This is a genomic window from Nocardia beijingensis NBRC 16342 (genome assembly GCF_001612785.1).
GTDB classification, from domain to species: Bacteria; Actinomycetota; Actinomycetes; order Mycobacteriales; family Mycobacteriaceae; genus Nocardia; species Nocardia beijingensis.
This window is the reverse complement of the sequence record NZ_BDBC01000054.1, coordinates 43,269-58,195: the sequence shown is the minus strand read 5'-3', so window position 1 is coordinate 58,195 and position 14,927 is coordinate 43,269. Positions and strand designations below refer to the sequence as shown.

At 69.1% G+C, this 14,927-nt stretch carries 16 protein-coding genes; 9 read left to right on the top strand and 7 right to left on the bottom strand.

What is annotated here, in order from left to right; translation table 11 throughout:
- Positions 1-63 precede the first annotated feature (63 nt).
- Complete coding sequence (locus NB3_RS26910; protein ID WP_067808937.1) at positions 64-1,293, top strand: aminotransferase family protein; 1,230 nt, start codon at positions 64-66, stop codon at positions 1,291-1,293.
- 42 nt (positions 1,294-1,335) lie between these two features.
- Here NB3_RS26910 and NB3_RS26905 read toward each other — a convergent pair whose 3' ends face one another.
- Positions 1,336-1,839: a GNAT family N-acetyltransferase gene (locus tag NB3_RS26905; RefSeq protein ID WP_244892100.1), complete on the bottom strand. Its 504-nt coding sequence runs from the start codon at positions 1,837-1,839 to the stop codon at positions 1,336-1,338.
- Between the two features lie 391 nt (positions 1,840-2,230).
- Here NB3_RS26905 and NB3_RS26900 point away from each other — a divergent pair, with 391 nt between their 5' ends.
- From NB3_RS26900 to NB3_RS26890, 3 genes are all read left to right on the top strand, one after another.
- A complete protein-coding gene (locus NB3_RS26900; protein WP_067808935.1) occupies positions 2,231-2,905 on the top strand; it encodes a DUF5134 domain-containing protein in 675 nt (224 codons plus the stop codon).
- Positions 2,906-2,968: 63 nt separating this feature from the next.
- On the top strand, positions 2,969-3,655 hold the full coding sequence (sigK, locus tag NB3_RS26895; protein WP_244892099.1) for an ECF RNA polymerase sigma factor SigK: 687 nt from the start codon (positions 2,969-2,971) through the stop codon (positions 3,653-3,655).
- Entirely contained in the window at positions 3,648-4,364 is a 717-nt protein-coding gene (locus NB3_RS26890) for an anti-sigma factor (RefSeq protein ID WP_067808932.1), read from the top strand. Before sigK ends, NB3_RS26890 begins: the two co-directional genes overlap by 8 nt.
- Positions 4,365-4,367: 3 nt before the next feature.
- Here the strand turns inward: NB3_RS26890 and NB3_RS26885 are convergent, their stop codons facing one another.
- The 3 genes from NB3_RS26885 to NB3_RS26875 all read right to left on the bottom strand — a co-directional run bounded on the left by NB3_RS26885 (position 4,368) and on the right by NB3_RS26875 (position 6,373).
- On the bottom strand, positions 4,368-5,042 hold the full coding sequence (locus tag NB3_RS26885) for a PhzF family phenazine biosynthesis protein (protein ID WP_067808930.1): 675 nt from the start codon (positions 5,040-5,042) through the stop codon (positions 4,368-4,370).
- Positions 5,043-5,148: 106 nt separating this feature from the next.
- Complete coding sequence (gene ahpD / locus NB3_RS26880; RefSeq protein WP_067808928.1) at positions 5,149-5,688, bottom strand: alkylhydroperoxidase, AhpD family; 540 nt, start codon at positions 5,686-5,688, stop codon at positions 5,149-5,151.
- 97 nt (positions 5,689-5,785) lie between these two features.
- The gene (locus NB3_RS26875; protein ID WP_067808926.1) at positions 5,786-6,373 is read right to left on the bottom strand and encodes a peroxiredoxin; all 588 of its coding nucleotides are present in this window, start codon (positions 6,371-6,373) and stop codon (positions 5,786-5,788) included.
- 175 nt (positions 6,374-6,548) lie between these two features.
- Here NB3_RS26875 and NB3_RS26870 point away from each other — a divergent pair, with 175 nt between their 5' ends.
- The 5 genes from NB3_RS26870 (at position 6,549) to NB3_RS26850 (ending at position 9,659) form a co-directional block, all read left to right on the top strand.
- Positions 6,549-7,457: a hydrogen peroxide-inducible genes activator gene (locus NB3_RS26870; RefSeq protein ID WP_067808924.1), complete on the top strand. Its 909-nt coding sequence runs from the start codon at positions 6,549-6,551 to the stop codon at positions 7,455-7,457.
- A 49-nt stretch (positions 7,458-7,506) separates the two neighbouring features.
- The gene (locus NB3_RS26865; RefSeq protein WP_067808922.1) at positions 7,507-8,001 is read left to right on the top strand and encodes a gamma-glutamylcyclotransferase family protein; all 495 of its coding nucleotides are present in this window, start codon (positions 7,507-7,509) and stop codon (positions 7,999-8,001) included.
- A gap of 48 nt (positions 8,002-8,049) precedes the next feature.
- Complete coding sequence (locus NB3_RS26860; RefSeq protein WP_067808920.1) at positions 8,050-8,640, top strand: TetR/AcrR family transcriptional regulator; 591 nt, start codon at positions 8,050-8,052, stop codon at positions 8,638-8,640.
- A 76-nt stretch (positions 8,641-8,716) separates the two neighbouring features.
- Complete coding sequence (locus NB3_RS26855) at positions 8,717-9,451, top strand: SDR family NAD(P)-dependent oxidoreductase (RefSeq protein ID WP_067808918.1); 735 nt, start codon at positions 8,717-8,719, stop codon at positions 9,449-9,451.
- Between the two features lies 1 nt (position 9,452).
- On the top strand, positions 9,453-9,659 hold the full coding sequence (locus NB3_RS26850; RefSeq protein ID WP_067808916.1) for a tautomerase family protein: 207 nt from the start codon (positions 9,453-9,455) through the stop codon (positions 9,657-9,659).
- A 209-nt stretch (positions 9,660-9,868) separates the two neighbouring features.
- Here the strand turns inward: NB3_RS26850 and speD are convergent, their stop codons facing one another.
- The 3 genes from speD to NB3_RS26835 form a co-directional block, all read right to left on the bottom strand.
- A complete protein-coding gene (speD, locus tag NB3_RS26845) occupies positions 9,869-11,071 on the bottom strand; it encodes an adenosylmethionine decarboxylase (protein ID WP_067808914.1) in 1,203 nt (400 codons plus the stop codon).
- Between the two features lie 8 nt (positions 11,072-11,079).
- Positions 11,080-12,195, bottom strand: a complete 1,116-nt coding sequence (locus tag NB3_RS26840) for a type III PLP-dependent enzyme (RefSeq protein ID WP_067808912.1) — start codon at positions 12,193-12,195, stop codon at positions 11,080-11,082.
- A gap of 164 nt (positions 12,196-12,359) precedes the next feature.
- On the bottom strand, positions 12,360-14,858 hold the full coding sequence (locus NB3_RS26835; protein ID WP_067809043.1) for a DEAD/DEAH box helicase: 2,499 nt from the start codon (positions 14,856-14,858) through the stop codon (positions 12,360-12,362).
- Between the last annotated feature and the right edge of the window lie 69 nt (positions 14,859-14,927).

Genomic DNA, 14,927 nt, shown 5'->3' with positions numbered 1-14,927 from the left:
TCTTCGCCCGGTTCGCGCGTGGCAGGTATGGACCCCGGACGGGGAACCGGCAAAGGTGGAGAGATGAGCGCGCTATGGCATGGCTTCGCCGACATGGGCGCCGTCGAGCGGGACGGAGCGTTCGTCGTAGCCCGCGGTGACGGCGTCCACGTCTTCGACCGGGAGGGCAATCGCTACCTGGACGCGACCGCGGGTCTATGGTTCGCCAACGTGGGCCACGGGCGCGGCGAGATCGCCGACGCGGTGGCCGCCCAGCTGCGCACAATCGCGCACTATTCCAATTTCGGCGACATCACCGAGCCCGCCACCCAGGAGCTCGCCGAGCGGCTCGCCGGGCTGGCGCCGGTGCCGGGTAGCAAGATCTTCTTCACCTCGGGCGGCTCCGACTCCGTCGACACCGCGACCAAACTCGCCCGCCGGTACTGGCACGAAGTCGGGCAGCCGGACAAGACCATCGTGGTCGGGCGGCGGATGGCCTATCACGGCATGCACGTGGGCGGCACCGCGCTCGGTGGCCTCCCTGGGAACCGGGAGGGTTACGGCGAGCTGATGCCCGCGGCGCGAACCATCGAGTGGGACGACGCGAAAGCACTGCTCGTCCTGATCGAGGAGGTCGGCGCCGAGCGGATCGCCGCGTTCTTCTGCGAACCCGTCATCGGCGCTGGCGGTGTGTATCCGCCGCCGGAGGGCTACCTCGCCGAGGTGCGCCGGATCTGCCGCGACCACGACATCCTGTTCGTCGCCGACGAAGTGGTCACCGGTTTCGGCCGCATCGGCGGAGCGTGGTTCGCCTCCTCCCGCCTCGGGCTCGAACCGGACCTGATGACCACCGCGAAGGGACTGACCTCCGGTTATCTCCCGATGGGCGCGGTCTTCGCCGCCCCGCGCGTCGCGGAGCCGTTCTTCGCGGGCGGCGTCTGGTGGCGGCACGGCTACACCTACGGCGGCCACGCGGGCGCGGCGGCCGCGGCATTGGCGAATCTCGACATCATCGAGCGGGAAGACCTGCTCACGGCCGCTCTGCGCCTGGAATCCAGCCTGCACGACCAGCTGTCGGTGCTCGCCAACCACCCCAGGGTCGCCGAGGTGCGCAGCGGGTTCGGCGCCGTCGCTGCCGTCCAGCTCGCCGATCCCGCCGAAGGGCCGCGCTTGGTCGGCACGTTGCGCGCGCACGGCATCTCCAGTCGCGCCGCGGGCCAGGGCGCCATGCAGATCTCCCCGGCTTTCGTCATGACCGACGAGCAGGTCGCAGAACTCGTCGACGGATTCACCCGCGCGTTGGACGAGGCCTGAGGTCACCGGGCGGGTGACCGAACGGTGTGCACCGACCCGACGTCACAAGGCGCGGGTCAGGAAGACGCTGTGCGGGTCAGGGCGGTAGTCGCCGAACGGCGCGCAGCGGACGAAGCCGTGGGCGGCATAGAGCCGGCGTGCGGGCCGGAAGAAATCACCGGCGCCCGTTTCCAGGCTGAGGCGGCGGTAGCCGCGTTCGGTGGCTTCTGCGAGCACATGGCGCAGCAGGGTGGAGGCGACACCGCGGCGTTGATGCGTCGCGGCGGTCCGCATGGATTTGATCTCGGCGTGGTCTTCGTCGAGACGTTTCAGCGCGGCACATCCCGCGAGGCCCGCACCCTCCCACGCGGTCCAGAACGTGATCCCGGGACGGCGCAGCGTTGCGAGGTCCAACGCGTGCATGCTCTGCGCAGGCGAGTGCGCGGCCATCTCGGCGAGATGCTCGGTGAGCAGTGCCGCGATCTCGGGGCCGGTCAGGTCATCGACGACGATGCGCAGATCGCCGCGCTCGATCTCGGTGGCGCGGTGCTCGGCGTGGTCGGACATCACTCCATCATGGCGGCCCGCTCGGCGACGCTCGCATCCCCGCCGGGCTCGGACTCGCCGAGTCCGAGCCTGAGCGCTCCTCCGGCCTCGAACCGACCGAACGGCCGAGCGGAGCCGACTTCCGGCGATACGGCCGAGGAGCCGCGGGATCGCCGAATCGGGCGGCGCTCGAACGAAGGCCGCTGTCCGGCACCGGAATTCGGTGGAATCGAACAAGCAGCTCTCCGGCTCGCCGCCCGGTCCGCTCGAAATCGCCGTCGTAGCAGCGGATTCGCGACGTGCGGCTCGTCGGAGTTGCCGCCCAGAGGTCTGAAAACGACACCCCGGCCGCTCCGGGATGCGAGCATGGAAAGGCGACGACCGTGGTCGCCGTGCTGAGAGGTGGTGGGGTGTGGCGCAGTTCGTGCAGGAGTATGCCGTATTGCGATGGATGGTGGTGGCGGCGTTCGTGATCGCCGCCGGGATCGTGCTGTCGCGGGTGGCTGCGGCCGCGACGCCGTCGGCGGGGTGCGTCGCGGAAACGCGTCCGCCGTCGGACACTTCGGCCGGGCACGCCGAGTCCGACGCGGCGCACCTGGTGATGTGCCTGGTCATGCTCGGCATGCTGGTGTTTCCCTCGGGCGCGAGCCCGCACGCGGTGCGCGGCGTGCTGACGGCGATGGCGGTGGTCTTCGCCGGACTGCTGACCGTTCGTGCCGCGGAGCACACCGCCCAGGGGCGGCCGCTGCCGATCGACCGGCTGGTGCCGCTGGGCTACCACATCGTCGCCGCCGCGGCGATGCTCTACGCGATGTCCGGCCACACGGCTTCCGGCCACGCGGGCGGTCCGGCCGCCGGGCCGGCACTCGGCCTCGCCGTGCTGTTCCTGCTCGACGCGCTGGTGGTGACCTTCGCCGCCTGCACCGGCAGGACGCGCGCGCAGCTGCCGGGGCCGGTGCAGCTGCTGGTGCGCTCCGGCGGCTGCGTCGCCGCCCTCACCGGTCCCGCCAAACCATGGGCGGCGGTGCCGCATGTGGTGATGGACGCGGGCACGGCCTACATGCTGGTGGCCGTGATCATTCGGTGACCGTGACCAATCCGGTTTCCCCCGCATACCGAACCCCTGTGCATGCAGGCACGGGATTCGGCCATGAGCAACGAACACGGTTCTGCTTCACCCCATCGCTCCGGCGGCCCGGCGCGTGCGCGAGAGGGAACCGATGACCCGGTGCTCGCCCGCCCGCTGCCGACCGGTTACGACCGAGCGCAGGCCACCCGCGCGAGCCGTGAACTCGCGGCGCTGCTCGCCGCCACCGGCGCGGGCGATCGTGGCGCGTTCACCGAGTTCTATCAGTTGACCAGTCCTCGGGTGTTCGGGCTCACGGTGCGAGTCCTGCGCAGCCACGCCGCCGCCGAGGAGGTGACCCAGGAGGTGTACCTCCAGGTGTGGTCGATGGCCGATCGCTACGACGCCACGCTGGCCAGTCCGGTCGGCTGGCTGATGATGCTCGCCCACCGCAGGGCGGTGGACCGGGTGCGCGCGGAGAGCTCGGCCAGCAGCCGGGATCTGGTCTACGCGCACGAGCACCTCGGGCGCGCCCACGACGTCGTCGCCGAATCGGTCACTCAGCGTATCGAGGAGCAACAGGTGGCGGGCTGCCTGGAGATGCTGACCGCCACCCAGCGCGAAGCGATCACGCTGGCCTATTACGGCGGGTGGACCTACCGAGAGGTCGCCGATCATCTCTCGGTGCCACTGCCGACGATCAAGACCCGCATCCGCGACGGGCTGAAACGATTGGAGAAGTGTTTGTCCGGGGAAGGCACCGATGGTTGACACCTCGCCGCGCTCTGAGGCGGATCTCATCGACCTCGCCTACCCCTGCGCGCTGGACGCGGTCGCCGATATCGAGCGCAGGCACATCGATGCCCGCTTGGCGGCTGCCGACCCGCGGGTGCGGCAGGCGTTCTCCGACACCGTCTGGCAGGTGCGCGACGTCATGGGCCGGCTGGCCGTGCTCGACGAACTCGCGCCGCCGCCGGAGCTGGAACGCCGCATCCTGGCCGCGCTGCCCGACGAGCCCGCCGAACAGGCGAGCACGGTGAGGTCGTGGCAGCGGCGGTTGCGCTGGGCGGCGCCGATCGCGGCCGCGGTGTGCCTGGTGATCGGTGGCGCCGTGGTGACCGCCGAGTTCCTCGATACCCCGTCGGAGCCTGCCGCCGCGGACCAGGTGCACGCGCGGACGGTGAACGGATCGTTCGCCGGGGGCGGACTGCTCGTCGTGGACGCCTCGCCCGAGCTGGGACGCGCGGTCGTCGTCTTCGATCGGGTCGCTCCGCCGCCGGCCGGCCAGGTCTATCAGGTGTGGCTGGTCGGTCCGGACGGACAACCGCGGTCAGCGGGTCTGCTGAGCGACGTGCCGTCGATCGAGCGACCTTTCGTGACCGGTTTCCGATCGGGTGACGTACTCGCGGTGAGCATCGAACCGGACGGCGGTTCGGCCGCCCCGAGCGGCGCTCCGGTCGTCGGCGTCACTCTGCCCTGAGCGTCAGATGTCCACCGGCTGGTCGGCGACGACCCGGCCGCCCAGATGCACCCACCCGTCGGAATCCCACCGGGTGAACAATTGCGAGCCCTTGCCCTGGGTGATGACCAAGCCTTTGCGCAGCAACGCCGTCAATGCCACGGCCGCCGCTCCGGTGGCCTCGTCCTCGGTGATGCCCATGGTCGGCGCGAACATGCGCGATCGCAGGGCGGCGCGGTGCTCGTCGGTCCACGCCCACAGGTAGTGCGGGCCGCCGGGAAACTCCTCCGGCCGCAGGGTGGCCAGCTCGTCGGCGTCCTCGAGCTGATGGAAGGTGAACGTGGGCGCCCACTCACCGCGCGCGGTGATCCAGGTCAATCCCTCGGTGAGTTCCACGGCCACCGGGCCCGCGGGCACATCCAGCGTGCGCACCGGGACGCCCTGCGACGCGAACCACCACGCGGTCCCCACCGAGGGGTGTCCCGCGAAGGGAAGTTCCATTGCGGGGGTGTAGATCCGCACCGCGGCGGTGCCGTCCACCGGCTCCTCGACGATCACGGTCTCGCTGTATCCGGCTTTGGCGGCCAGCGCCTGCCGGTCGGCCACGGACACGTCGGCGGCCCGCGCGATACCCAGCTCGTTGCCGAACCGCCCGGCGGGGTCGGTGAACACTCGCACCACATCAACCTGTGTGCTCATGATCGCCGAGCCTACTCGGGTGTCGCGGGCGCGAGCTGTCGTCCTGGCCACACGGGAACGCGAAAGAGGCCCCCGTCGCAGGACAGGGGCCTCTTTCCGGGCGGAATCAGATCGCGGCCGCGCTGAGGGCCTCGGTCGACTGCACCGCCTGGCCGACACCGGCCACGATGGCGGCGGCGCGCAGCGATTCGAAGATCACCTCGCGGGACACACCCGCTTCGCGGAGCGTGTGCTCGTGCGCCTCCAGGCAGTGCGCGCAGCCGTTGATCGAGGAGACCGCGAACGACCACAGCTCGAAGTCGGCCTTGTCGACGCCGGGCGTGCCGATGATCTGCATGCGCAGCCCGGCGCGCAGGTCGTCGTAACGGCCGCCGAGGAACGCCTTGCCCCGGTAGAACACGTTGTTCATGCCCATGATCGAGGCGGCGCCGAGGGCGGCGTTGTACGCCTCAGCCGACAGCACGTCGGCGGCTTCCTCGGCGATCTCGCGCAGCGTGGTCGTCGACCGGGTCGCGGCCGCCGACGCGAGCAGGGTGCCCCACAGCTGCTGTTCGTTCAGCACCGTGGTGCGCGCGATGGATGACAAGTTGAGCTTGAGGTCCTTGGCGTACTCGGGAAGGGAGTTCTTCAGGTTCTCAATGCTCATTCGGCGATTCCTCTACTCGAAGCGGTCCCCGCGGGACCAGGTCGGTTCTCGATGGTGTGGGGTCGGCGTACCGGAAGGTTCGGCTACGACGGGGATTTCAGACGCTGGCGGCCAAGAGCTCGCCCGCGTTGATGGTGGGGTCGCCCTTCTTCCAGTTGCAGGCGCACAGTTCGTCGGACTGCAGGGCGTCGAGCACGCGCAGCACCTCGTCGACGTTGCGGCCCACCGAACCCGCGGTGACGGAGACGAACTGGATCTCGTTGTTCGGGTCGATGATGAAGGTGGCGCGGTCGGCGACGCCGTCGGCGTTCAGCACGCCGGTGGCCGCGGCCAGTTCGCGCTTGAGGTCCGAGAGCATGGGGAAGGGGAGGGTCTTGAGGTCCTCGTGCTGCGCGCGCCACTGGAAGTGCACGAACTCGTTGTCCACCGACGCGCCGAGCACGACGGCGTCGCGGTCTTCGAATTCGTCGTTGAGCTTGCCGAACGCGGCGATCTCGGTCGGGCACACGAAGGTGAAGTCCTTCGGCCAGAAGAAGACGATCCGCCACTTGCCCGCGTGGTCGTCGCTGGTGATCCGGGTGAAGTAGTCGTCGGGCTGCTGAGCGTCGACCTTCGACAGGTCACCGCCGATGACCGCGGTGAGGTTGTATGCCGGGAACTGGTCGCCGATGGTCAGCAGGGCCATGCTCGTCTCCTCGTCATTTGTTTGCCAACTGTGTTCTGCGGTATTGCGGGACCGTTGCGGCCGGAAGAGCCACCGACTCGGACCCGGCACTCACACCGCGGGTGAAAGCTCATGGGCGATCTTGCCGAAGGGGCGGTAAAAGGTAAAGGTGATCAGTCGCACTACACTGATAGGGGTGACTGATCAGACTTATCAGCCCACCCTGTCACAGCTGCGTGCGTTCGTGGCGATCGCGGAATATCGCCATTTCGGCACTGCGGCTGCGCGTCTCGGTGTGAGTCAGCCCACGCTATCGCAGGCACTCGCCGCCCTGGAACACGGGCTCGGGCTCCAGCTGATCGAACGCAGCACCAGGCGGGTGCTGGTCACCGCGGCGGGGATGCGGTTGCTGCCCAAGGCGATGGCGACGCTGGAAGCCGCGGACCGTTTCGTCGCGTCGGCCACCGGCGACGGACTCGGCGGCACGCTGCGGATGGGCATCATCCCGACGGTCGCCCCGTATGTGCTGCCCGGGTTGCTGCCGGAGCTGCGCAAGCGGCTGCCCGAACTGCGCCCGCAGATCATCGAGGACCAGACCGCCCGTCTGCTGGACGGGCTGCGTACCGGCGTGCTCGACGTCGCCCTGCTCGCGGTGCCGACCGAGATGCCCGGCCTGGTCGAGATTCCGCTCTACTCGGAAGAATTCGTGCTGGTCACCCCGCGCGGTCACGAACTGGCCGGGCGCGGCGACCTCGCGGCGTCGGTGCTCGACGCCCAGCCGCTGCTGCTGCTCGACGAGGGACACTGCCTGCGCGATCAGACCTTGGAGGCGTGCCGCTCGGCCGATGTGCATCCGGCCGCCGTCGGCGACACCAGGGCCGCGTCCCTGTCCACCGTGGTCCAGTGTGTCGCGGGCGGACTCGGCGTGACGCTGATCCCGCAGATGGCGGTGCCGACGGAGACCGCCCGCGGCACGCTGGACGTGGCGCACTTCTCCGCGCCCGCCCCCGGCCGCACCATCGGCCTGGTCTTCCGCGCGTCCAGTGCCCGCGCCGACGACTACGAATACCTGGCCGCCATCGTCCGGGCGCAACGGCCGATGTAGCCGCGTCGAACCCGGGGCGCGGCGGAGAACAGGTGAGAGGAGAGGCGAGGTGGCATCGGCGGTGCCGGGAGGTGGGCGGCTGGGCCGCCTGATCGGATCGGATCATGCACTGTTCGTCTACGGCACGCTGCAGTTCCCCGAAGTGCTGACGGCGCTGCTCGGTCGGGTGCCGTCGCTGGAGCGGGCCGAGCTGACCGGATGGCGCGCCGCCGCGCTGCCGCGGCGGCTGTATCCGGGACTGGTCGCCGCGGCGCAGGGGTGCGCCCGCGGCTGTGTGCTGAGTGGTCTCACCGCGAGCGAGTGGACGATTCTCGACGCGTTCGAGGACGAGGAATACGACCTGCGCCAGATGCGGCTCGACGGCCGGAATGCTCCGGTGTGGACCTACGTCTGGACGGTGGCGGCGGACCCGGCGGACTGGGAACGCGACCGCTTCGCCGCCGAGCATCTCGCGTCCTTCGCCGCCCGGTCCGCACGCTGGCGGCGCGACCCGGCGAGCTTCTCGGCCTCGGCCGGGCCCGGGTGGTCCGGTCCTGTGGCGTGAGGCCGCACGCTGTTGCAATTCCAAGACGACCGGTCGTATAGTCAGCCCATGGCACGACCCCGGCGCAGTGCGGACACCCGGCGGCTTCTCGTCGAAGAGGGCGCCGCGGGATTCCTGACCAACGGCTACCACGGCACCGGGATCAAACAGATCCTGGACAAGGTCGGTGTGCCGAAGGGCTCGTTCTACAACTACTTCGACAGCAAGGAGAGCTTCGGTCGCGCGATCATCGAGCACCACTCCGTCTGTGTGCAGCGCAATCTGATCGAGGCGTTCGCCGCGTCGCCGGATCCGGTGAGCGGTTTGCGAGCGTTCTTCGGGCGGCTGATGGACGACTTCGTCGCGGCGGATTTCACCGGCGGCTGCCTCATCGCGAATCTCGGGGGCGAGCTGGAAGGCAGTGAGCTGTTGCGCGAATCGCTGTCGGCGGCCTGGCGCGCGTGGCGCGATCGCGTCGCCGAGCAACTCGCGCAGGCGCAGCGCCTCGGCACGATCCGCGCCGACATCGACGCGGTCGAACTGGCCGATCTCCTGCTCGAATCCTGGGAGGGGGCGGTGATCAGGATGAAGATGGAGCGCACTCTCGCTCCGCTGCACAAGTGTCTCGATCGCCTCCTCGGTGACTACTTCCTGCCCTGATTTCCGGCAGCGCAACTGTCCGGCGTCTTCGGCTGCCTGTTCCAAGACGACCGGTCGTATATTAGAAAGGATCACTATGACGAAGACCGTCATCGTGACCGGTTCCTCCAGCGGGATCGGTCGCGATATCGCACGGGCGTTCGTGGAACGCGGCGACAATGTCGTGCTCAACGGCCGCGACGCGGAAAAGCTGACCCGGGTGGCCGCCGAAATCGGCGCACCGGAGCGGGTGGCCACGGTGCCGGGCGATATCGGCGCCGCCACCACCGCGGCCACCTTGGTGCGCGTCGCGGTGGAACGGTTCGGCGGTGTGGATGTGCTGGTCAACAACGCGGGCGTCTTCGGAGCCAAACCGTTCGTGGAGGTCACCGAGCAAGATCTCGACGGCTATCTGAACGGAAACCTCAAAGGCACCTACTTCACCACGCAGGCCGTGGTGCGGCGGTTCCTGACCCAAGCCAGGGGCGGCAGCATCGTCAACATCGGCACCGTGCTGATCGATCACGCTCTCGCCGGGTTGCCCGCCTCAGCGGCCTTGGTCAGCAAGGGCGGCGTGCACGCGCTCACCACCAGCCTCGCCGCCGAACTCGCCGCCGACGGCATCCGGGTCAACGCCGTCGCCCCCGGCATCATCCGCACGCCGCTGTTCGGCGACGGCGACGAGCAGGCGTCGGGCAGACTCGCGCTGTTGAACCGTATCGGCGAAGTCGCCGAAACGACGGCCGCGGTGCTGTATCTCGCCGACGCGGCCTTCACCACCGGACACATCCTCCCCGTCGACGGCGGGTACATCTCTGGAAGGGCGGCCTGAAATGCCTTACGTGAACATCAAAGTCACCGACGAAGGCGTGACCCGCGAGCAGAAGGCGCGCTTGATCGAGGGCGTCACCGATCTGCTGCACGACGTGCTCGGCAAGTCGCCCGCGAGCACCTACGTGGTGATCGACGAGGTCGCGCTGTCGAACTGGGGCGTCGGCGGAGTCGATGTAGAACAGTGGCGCGCACAGCAGCGCTCCTGAAACACGAAACGGCCTGTCGGCCGGACAGTTCGGGCGTATGGCACCCACTCGCGAGCGACCGAGAGCGGCATGGTGTTCGGCGCGCGGGTGAGGAGGCGAAGAAGGCCACCGCACCGGGGCGGCCGTCCGCCGACCAGGCGCGGCTGTGATCGGGTGAGCAACGCCGAATGCGCCGGTCCCGAGTTCGGAACCGGCGCATTCCGGTGCCACTAGACCCGCAGGGCGTGCGGTTCGATGGCGCCGCGCACCAGCGCCTTGGCGTCGATGGTCTCGGGCTTGTACGGCAGCAGGGCCAGGCGATCGGTCATCCCGCCCACCGGGTCGTCGATCTCCTCCACCAGGCCGAACAGGAACGACCACTCGTGCTCGTCGCTGCCGTAGTGCACCACGGTGCCGAACTGCTCGTGGAAACGCTGCCAGGACCGCTTCAGCGTCTCGTTGCGCCACATCGTCGCGCAGCCTGCCTGGGCGCACAGCACGCCGCCGGGCGCGAGCAGTGCACGACATCGCGACAGGAACTCCGCCTCGTAGAGACGGTTGTGCTGGGCGTCCTCGACGCGCTCGTCCGGCAGATCGATCACGATGACGTCGTAGCGGGTGCCGGCGCGCTCGGCCTCGGCCAGGAAATCCCAGCCGTCGGCGTAGTGCACCTTGATCGGTCCCTCGCCCTTGACGGCGGCGGCCAGCTCGTCGCTGGTGTAGCCGTAGGGCAGGTGCTCCGCGCACAGCTCGACCTCGAGCTGATCGATGTCCACGTGGTCGACGAGGGTGGCGCCGGCGGCGACGGACATCTGACTGGCCACGCCTTCACCGGAGCCGATGATCAGCACCTTGTCCAGCTTCTCGGCCAGCACGAAGGCGGGCACCATCATCGCCTCGTGGTAGGTGAGCTGGGAGAACTCGGTGGACTGGCGGTCGTCGTCGGAGAACAGGCTGATGCCCTGCTCGGTCCGCGCGATGACCATGTGCTGGAACGGGGTGTCGGTGTCGACGATCACCTCGTGCAGGTCCCAGATACGGGTCAGGCCGGCGCCCACCGGCTCCTCGATCCGCTGACCGCCGTGTCCCCTGCGGATGACCTGCATGCGAACCTCCTTGGGCGCCAACGCGTCCCGCAGGAGCTCGACCGCCTTGGAGGCGCCGGCGCCGATGCTGCCGCAGGTGAAGACGTCGACGAAGATGTCGCCGGACTCCGGATAAGTGTGAATCGAGGCGTGGGACTCCGACAACAGCGCGAGGACGGTCACCCCCTGCGGTTCGAACTTCTTGTGTACGACATCGCAGATGGTGACGCCCGCCGCGATCAGAGACTCACGCAACGCCGATTCGAGTCGTTCGAGATCGTCGCAGAGGGCTGCGTCGACACCACCGAACTCGGCCAGCACATGCCAACCGGTGAATTCCGCCGTCATGGGCAAACTCACTCTCGCTCAGCGCCCGAGACATGAACGGTCAAGGGCGGAAAACCATTGAAGGACACCGACGAATAACTCGCGGTATAGGCGCCGGTGTCGAGGATTCGAACGCGATCACCGGCTCGCAACGTGGTCGGTAGGAGGACTCGCGTGCGTTGATACAGTACATCGTCGCCGTCGCAGGTCGGACCGGCCACCACCGCCTCGTCGACGGGGTCGCCGTCCCGATCCGTGGCGAACCGGTAGGCGATGTACTCGTTCTCGGTCTCGGCCATGCCGTTGTAGCGGCCGATGTCGAGATAGACCCAGCGCCTGCCGTCCGGCGCGGTGCGGACGCCGACGACCTCGGCGTGAATCGTGCCCGCCGAACCGACCAGGGCCCGGCCCGGTTCGACGACCAATCCGGTGCTCCCGGAAAGGAATTCGGCCGCCGCGTGGTTCACCACCGCGGCGATCTCACCCAGCGCGGGCGCCGGATCGGCGTAGGAGATCGGCAGACCGCCGCCGATGTTCACCGAGCTGACCGAGATGTCCTTGTCGGCCAGCGCCTCGGCGATCCGGCCCGCCTGTTCGATGCCGATCCGCCACGCGGTGGGGTCCAGTTGCTGGGAGCCGACGTGGAAGTACGGCCCGGCGACCACGAGGCCCACATCCCTGGCCCGGACCAGCAGCCGGAACGCCTCGCCCGGGCTGCAGCCGAACTTCGTGCCGAACGGGGTTCGCGATTCCGGCGCCGAGGCGAGGAACCGGCACTCCACCTCGGAGCCCGGCGCGTGCTCGGCGATGCGCAGCAGGTCGTCCTCGGTGTCGAAGGCGAAACGGCGCACCCCGAGGGCATAGGCGCGGGCGATGTGCGCGGCCTTCTTGATCGGGTTGCCGTAGCACAGCCGCTCCGGCGCCACGCCCAGCCCGAGGCAGAGGTCGATCTCGCCGATACTGGCGACGTCGAACTCCGCGCCTTCCTCGTCGAGCAGGCGCACGATCTCCGGCACCGGGCTCGCCTTCACGGCGAAACGGATCCTCGTCCGCGCGCCCGTGCCGGGAGACAGGGCGGCGTCGAGCGCGCGGTAATTCCGGCGGACACGCTCGGTATGGATGACAAGGTACGGCGATTCGGGCATAGTTGATCTTTCGCTTCGGCAGCGGGGGAGAGAGTATCAGCGGCCTCTACCCAGCAACGAATCCGTCGAAACCTGGATTCTCCAGCGGATCGCGCAGCCCCGTCCTTCCGGCACGAAGAAGCTGCTGACCTGCGGGGACAGTGGGCCGGTATGCGGTGCGGGGCTCAGCCGGCGGACACGGTGACGTCGTCGAAGACGACCTCGCCCGCCGCGTCGGACTCGGCGAGATCGACCACCGCGTCGATCGACCAGCCGTGGTCGCCCGCCGGGTCGTCCAGCACCTGCCGCACGTGCCAGAATCCGGGTCTTCGTTCCACTTGGAACAGTTGCGGGCCCCTGGCATCGGGGCCCGTGCCGATGCGCTCGTATTCCGCGTAGTAGTCCGCGAGCGCCTCCGCCCAGTCCGGGCCGGGGCCGAGTCCGGCCAGCTCGTCCCAGCGTCGCAGCGCGGCCAGTTCGACCCGGCGGAACATCGCGTTGCGCACCATCACCCGGAAGGCGCGTTCGTTCGCCGAGATCGGGCGGACGGTCTCGGCGCCGAACGCGATCTGGTCGGCGTCGGTTTCCGCGCCCGGGTTGGTCAGCTGCTCCCACTCGTCGAGCAGGCTCGAATCGACCTGACGCACAAGCTCTCCGAGCCACTCGGTGATGTCGTCGAGCTCCTCGGTGCGCGCCGACTCGGGCACGGTTCGCCGCAGCGCGCGATAGGCGTCGGCGAGGTAGCGCAGCACCACGCCCTCGGAGCGGGCCAGCTCGTAGAAGGAGATCAGCTCGGCGAAGGTCATGGCGCGCTCGATCATGTCGCGCACCACCGACTTCGGCGCGGGCGCGAACTCCGACACCCAGGGATGCCCGGCTCGGTAGGTCTCGTAGGCCGGCTCGATCAGCTCGGCCAGCGGCTTGGGCCAGGTCACCTCTTCGAGCAGCTCCATCCGCTCGTCGTAGTCGATGCCGTCGGCCTTCATCTCGGCGATCGCCTCGCCGCGCGCCTTGTGCTGCTGGGCCATCAGCAGCTGGCGCGGATCCTCCAACGTGGATTCGATGAGCGACACCACGTCGAGGGTATAACTCGGGGACTGTTTGTCCAGCAGGTCAAGCGCGGCCAGCGCGAACGGCGACAGCGGCTGGTCGAGGGCGAAGTCGCGCTGCAGGTCGACGGTGAGACGGGCGCGGCGGCCCTGCGCGTCGGGTTCCGGCAGTTGCTGCACCACCCCGGCGTCGCGCAGCGCGCGATACAGCCGGATGGCGCGCAGAATGTGCTTGCGCTGGGCGGGACGCGGCTCGTGGTTGTCCTCCAGCAGATGACGCATGGCGGTGAAGCAGTTGCCCGGCCGGGCGATCACGTTCAGCAGCATGGCGTTGGTGACCGCGAAACGCGACACCATCGGCTCCGGCTGCGCGGCGACCAAGCGATCGAAGGTCTCCTCGCTCCAGGAGACGAAGCCCTCCGGCGGCTTGCGCCGCTGCACCTTGCGCTGCTTCTTGGGATCGTCGCCCGCCTTGGCCAGCAGCCGGGTGTTCTCCACCTCGTGCTCAGGGGCCTGCACGACGACGGTGCCCATGGTGTCGTAACCCGCCCGGCCCGCCCGGCCCGCGATCTGGTGGAACTCGCGCGCCTTGAGCCTGCGGGTGCGCACGCCGTCGAATTTGGTCAGCCCGGTGAGCAGCACCGTGCGGATGGGCACGTTGATGCCGACGCCGAGGGTGTCGGTGCCGCAGACCACCTTCAGCAGGCCCTCCTGGGCCAAACGCTCGACCAGCCGGCGGTACTTCGGCAGCATGCCCGCGTGATGCACGCCGATGCCGTGCCGGATCAGCCGCGACAAAGTCTTGCCGAATCCGGCGGCGAACCGGAATTCACCCAGCGCCTCGGCGATCGCGTCCTTCTCGGCGCGGGTCGCGAAGTTCACGCTCGTCAGCGCCTGCGCGCGTTCGAGCGCGGCGGCCTGGGTGAAGTGCACCACGTACACCGGGGCCTGGTGGGTGGTGACCAGCTCCTCGAGCGTCTCGGTGATCGGGGTGCGGGCGTAGGAGAAGGTCAGCGGCACGGGGCGCTCGGTGCCCGCGACGATCGCGGTGGAGCGGCCGGTCCGGCGCTCCAGGTCACGGGCGAAGAAATCGACCTCCCCGAGGGTGGCCGACATGAGCAGGAACTGGGCGCGGGGCAGCTCCAGCAGCGGGACCTGCCAGGCCCATCCCCGATCCGGGTCGGCGTAGAAGTGGAATTCGTCCATCACGACTTGTCCCACATCGGCGTCCGCCCCCTCGCGCAGGGCCAGGTTGGCCAGGATCTCCGCCGTCGCGCAGATGATCGGCGCTTCCGGGTTCACCGCGGCGTCGCCGGTGACCATACCGACGCGTTCGGCCCCGAAGACATCGCAGAGAGCGAAGAATTTCTCGCTCACCAGCGCCTTGATCGGCGCCGTGTAGTAGGTGCGCCGCCCCTGGGTGAGTGCGAAGAGATGGGCGCCGACCGCGACGAGCGACTTACCGGAACCGGTTGGGGTGGCGAGGATGACATTGGATCCGGACGCCAGCTCGAGCAGTGCCTCGTCCTGCGCGGGGTAGAGCGGGGTGCCCTGCTCGGCGGCCCACATTCCGAACGACTCGTAGAGCGCGTCGGCGTCGGTCCCCGGGATGTCGAGCAGTTCGGTCAGATCCACTCCGACCACCCTACGGCCTCGCCCGCGGGCACACGTGCAGGGGCGATCCGGATCCGGCGGCCGGGTGGG

What these genes read in the sequence shown, in the direction of transcription:
- NB3_RS26910 (WP_067808937.1), top strand. Translation starts at nt 64, where the DNA reads ATGAGCGCGCTATGGCATGGCTTCGCCGACATGGGCGCCGTCGAGCGG.
- NB3_RS26860 (WP_067808920.1), top strand. Translation starts at nt 8,050, where the DNA reads ATGGCACGACCCCGGCGCAGTGCGGACACCCGGCGGCTTCTCGTCGAA.
- NB3_RS26905 (WP_244892100.1), bottom strand. Translation starts at nt 1,839, where the DNA reads ATGTCCGACCACGCCGAGCACCGCGCCACCGAGATCGAGCGCGGCGAT.
- NB3_RS26840 (WP_067808912.1), bottom strand. Translation starts at nt 12,195, where the DNA reads ATGCCCGAATCGCCGTACCTTGTCATCCATACCGAGCGTGTCCGCCGG.
- NB3_RS26890 (WP_067808932.1), top strand. Translation starts at nt 3,648, where the DNA reads ATGGTTGACACCTCGCCGCGCTCTGAGGCGGATCTCATCGACCTCGCC.
- sigK (WP_244892099.1), top strand. Translation starts at nt 2,969, where the DNA reads ATGAGCAACGAACACGGTTCTGCTTCACCCCATCGCTCCGGCGGCCCG.
- speD (WP_067808914.1), bottom strand. Translation starts at nt 11,071, where the DNA reads ATGACGGCGGAATTCACCGGTTGGCATGTGCTGGCCGAGTTCGGTGGT.
- NB3_RS26850 (WP_067808916.1), top strand. Translation starts at nt 9,453, where the DNA reads ATGCCTTACGTGAACATCAAAGTCACCGACGAAGGCGTGACCCGCGAG.
- NB3_RS26885 (WP_067808930.1), bottom strand. Translation starts at nt 5,042, where the DNA reads ATGAGCACACAGGTTGATGTGGTGCGAGTGTTCACCGACCCCGCCGGG.
- ahpD (WP_067808928.1), bottom strand. Translation starts at nt 5,688, where the DNA reads ATGAGCATTGAGAACCTGAAGAACTCCCTTCCCGAGTACGCCAAGGAC.
- NB3_RS26855 (WP_067808918.1), top strand. Translation starts at nt 8,717, where the DNA reads ATGACGAAGACCGTCATCGTGACCGGTTCCTCCAGCGGGATCGGTCGC.
- NB3_RS26875 (WP_067808926.1), bottom strand. Translation starts at nt 6,373, where the DNA reads ATGGCCCTGCTGACCATCGGCGACCAGTTCCCGGCATACAACCTCACC.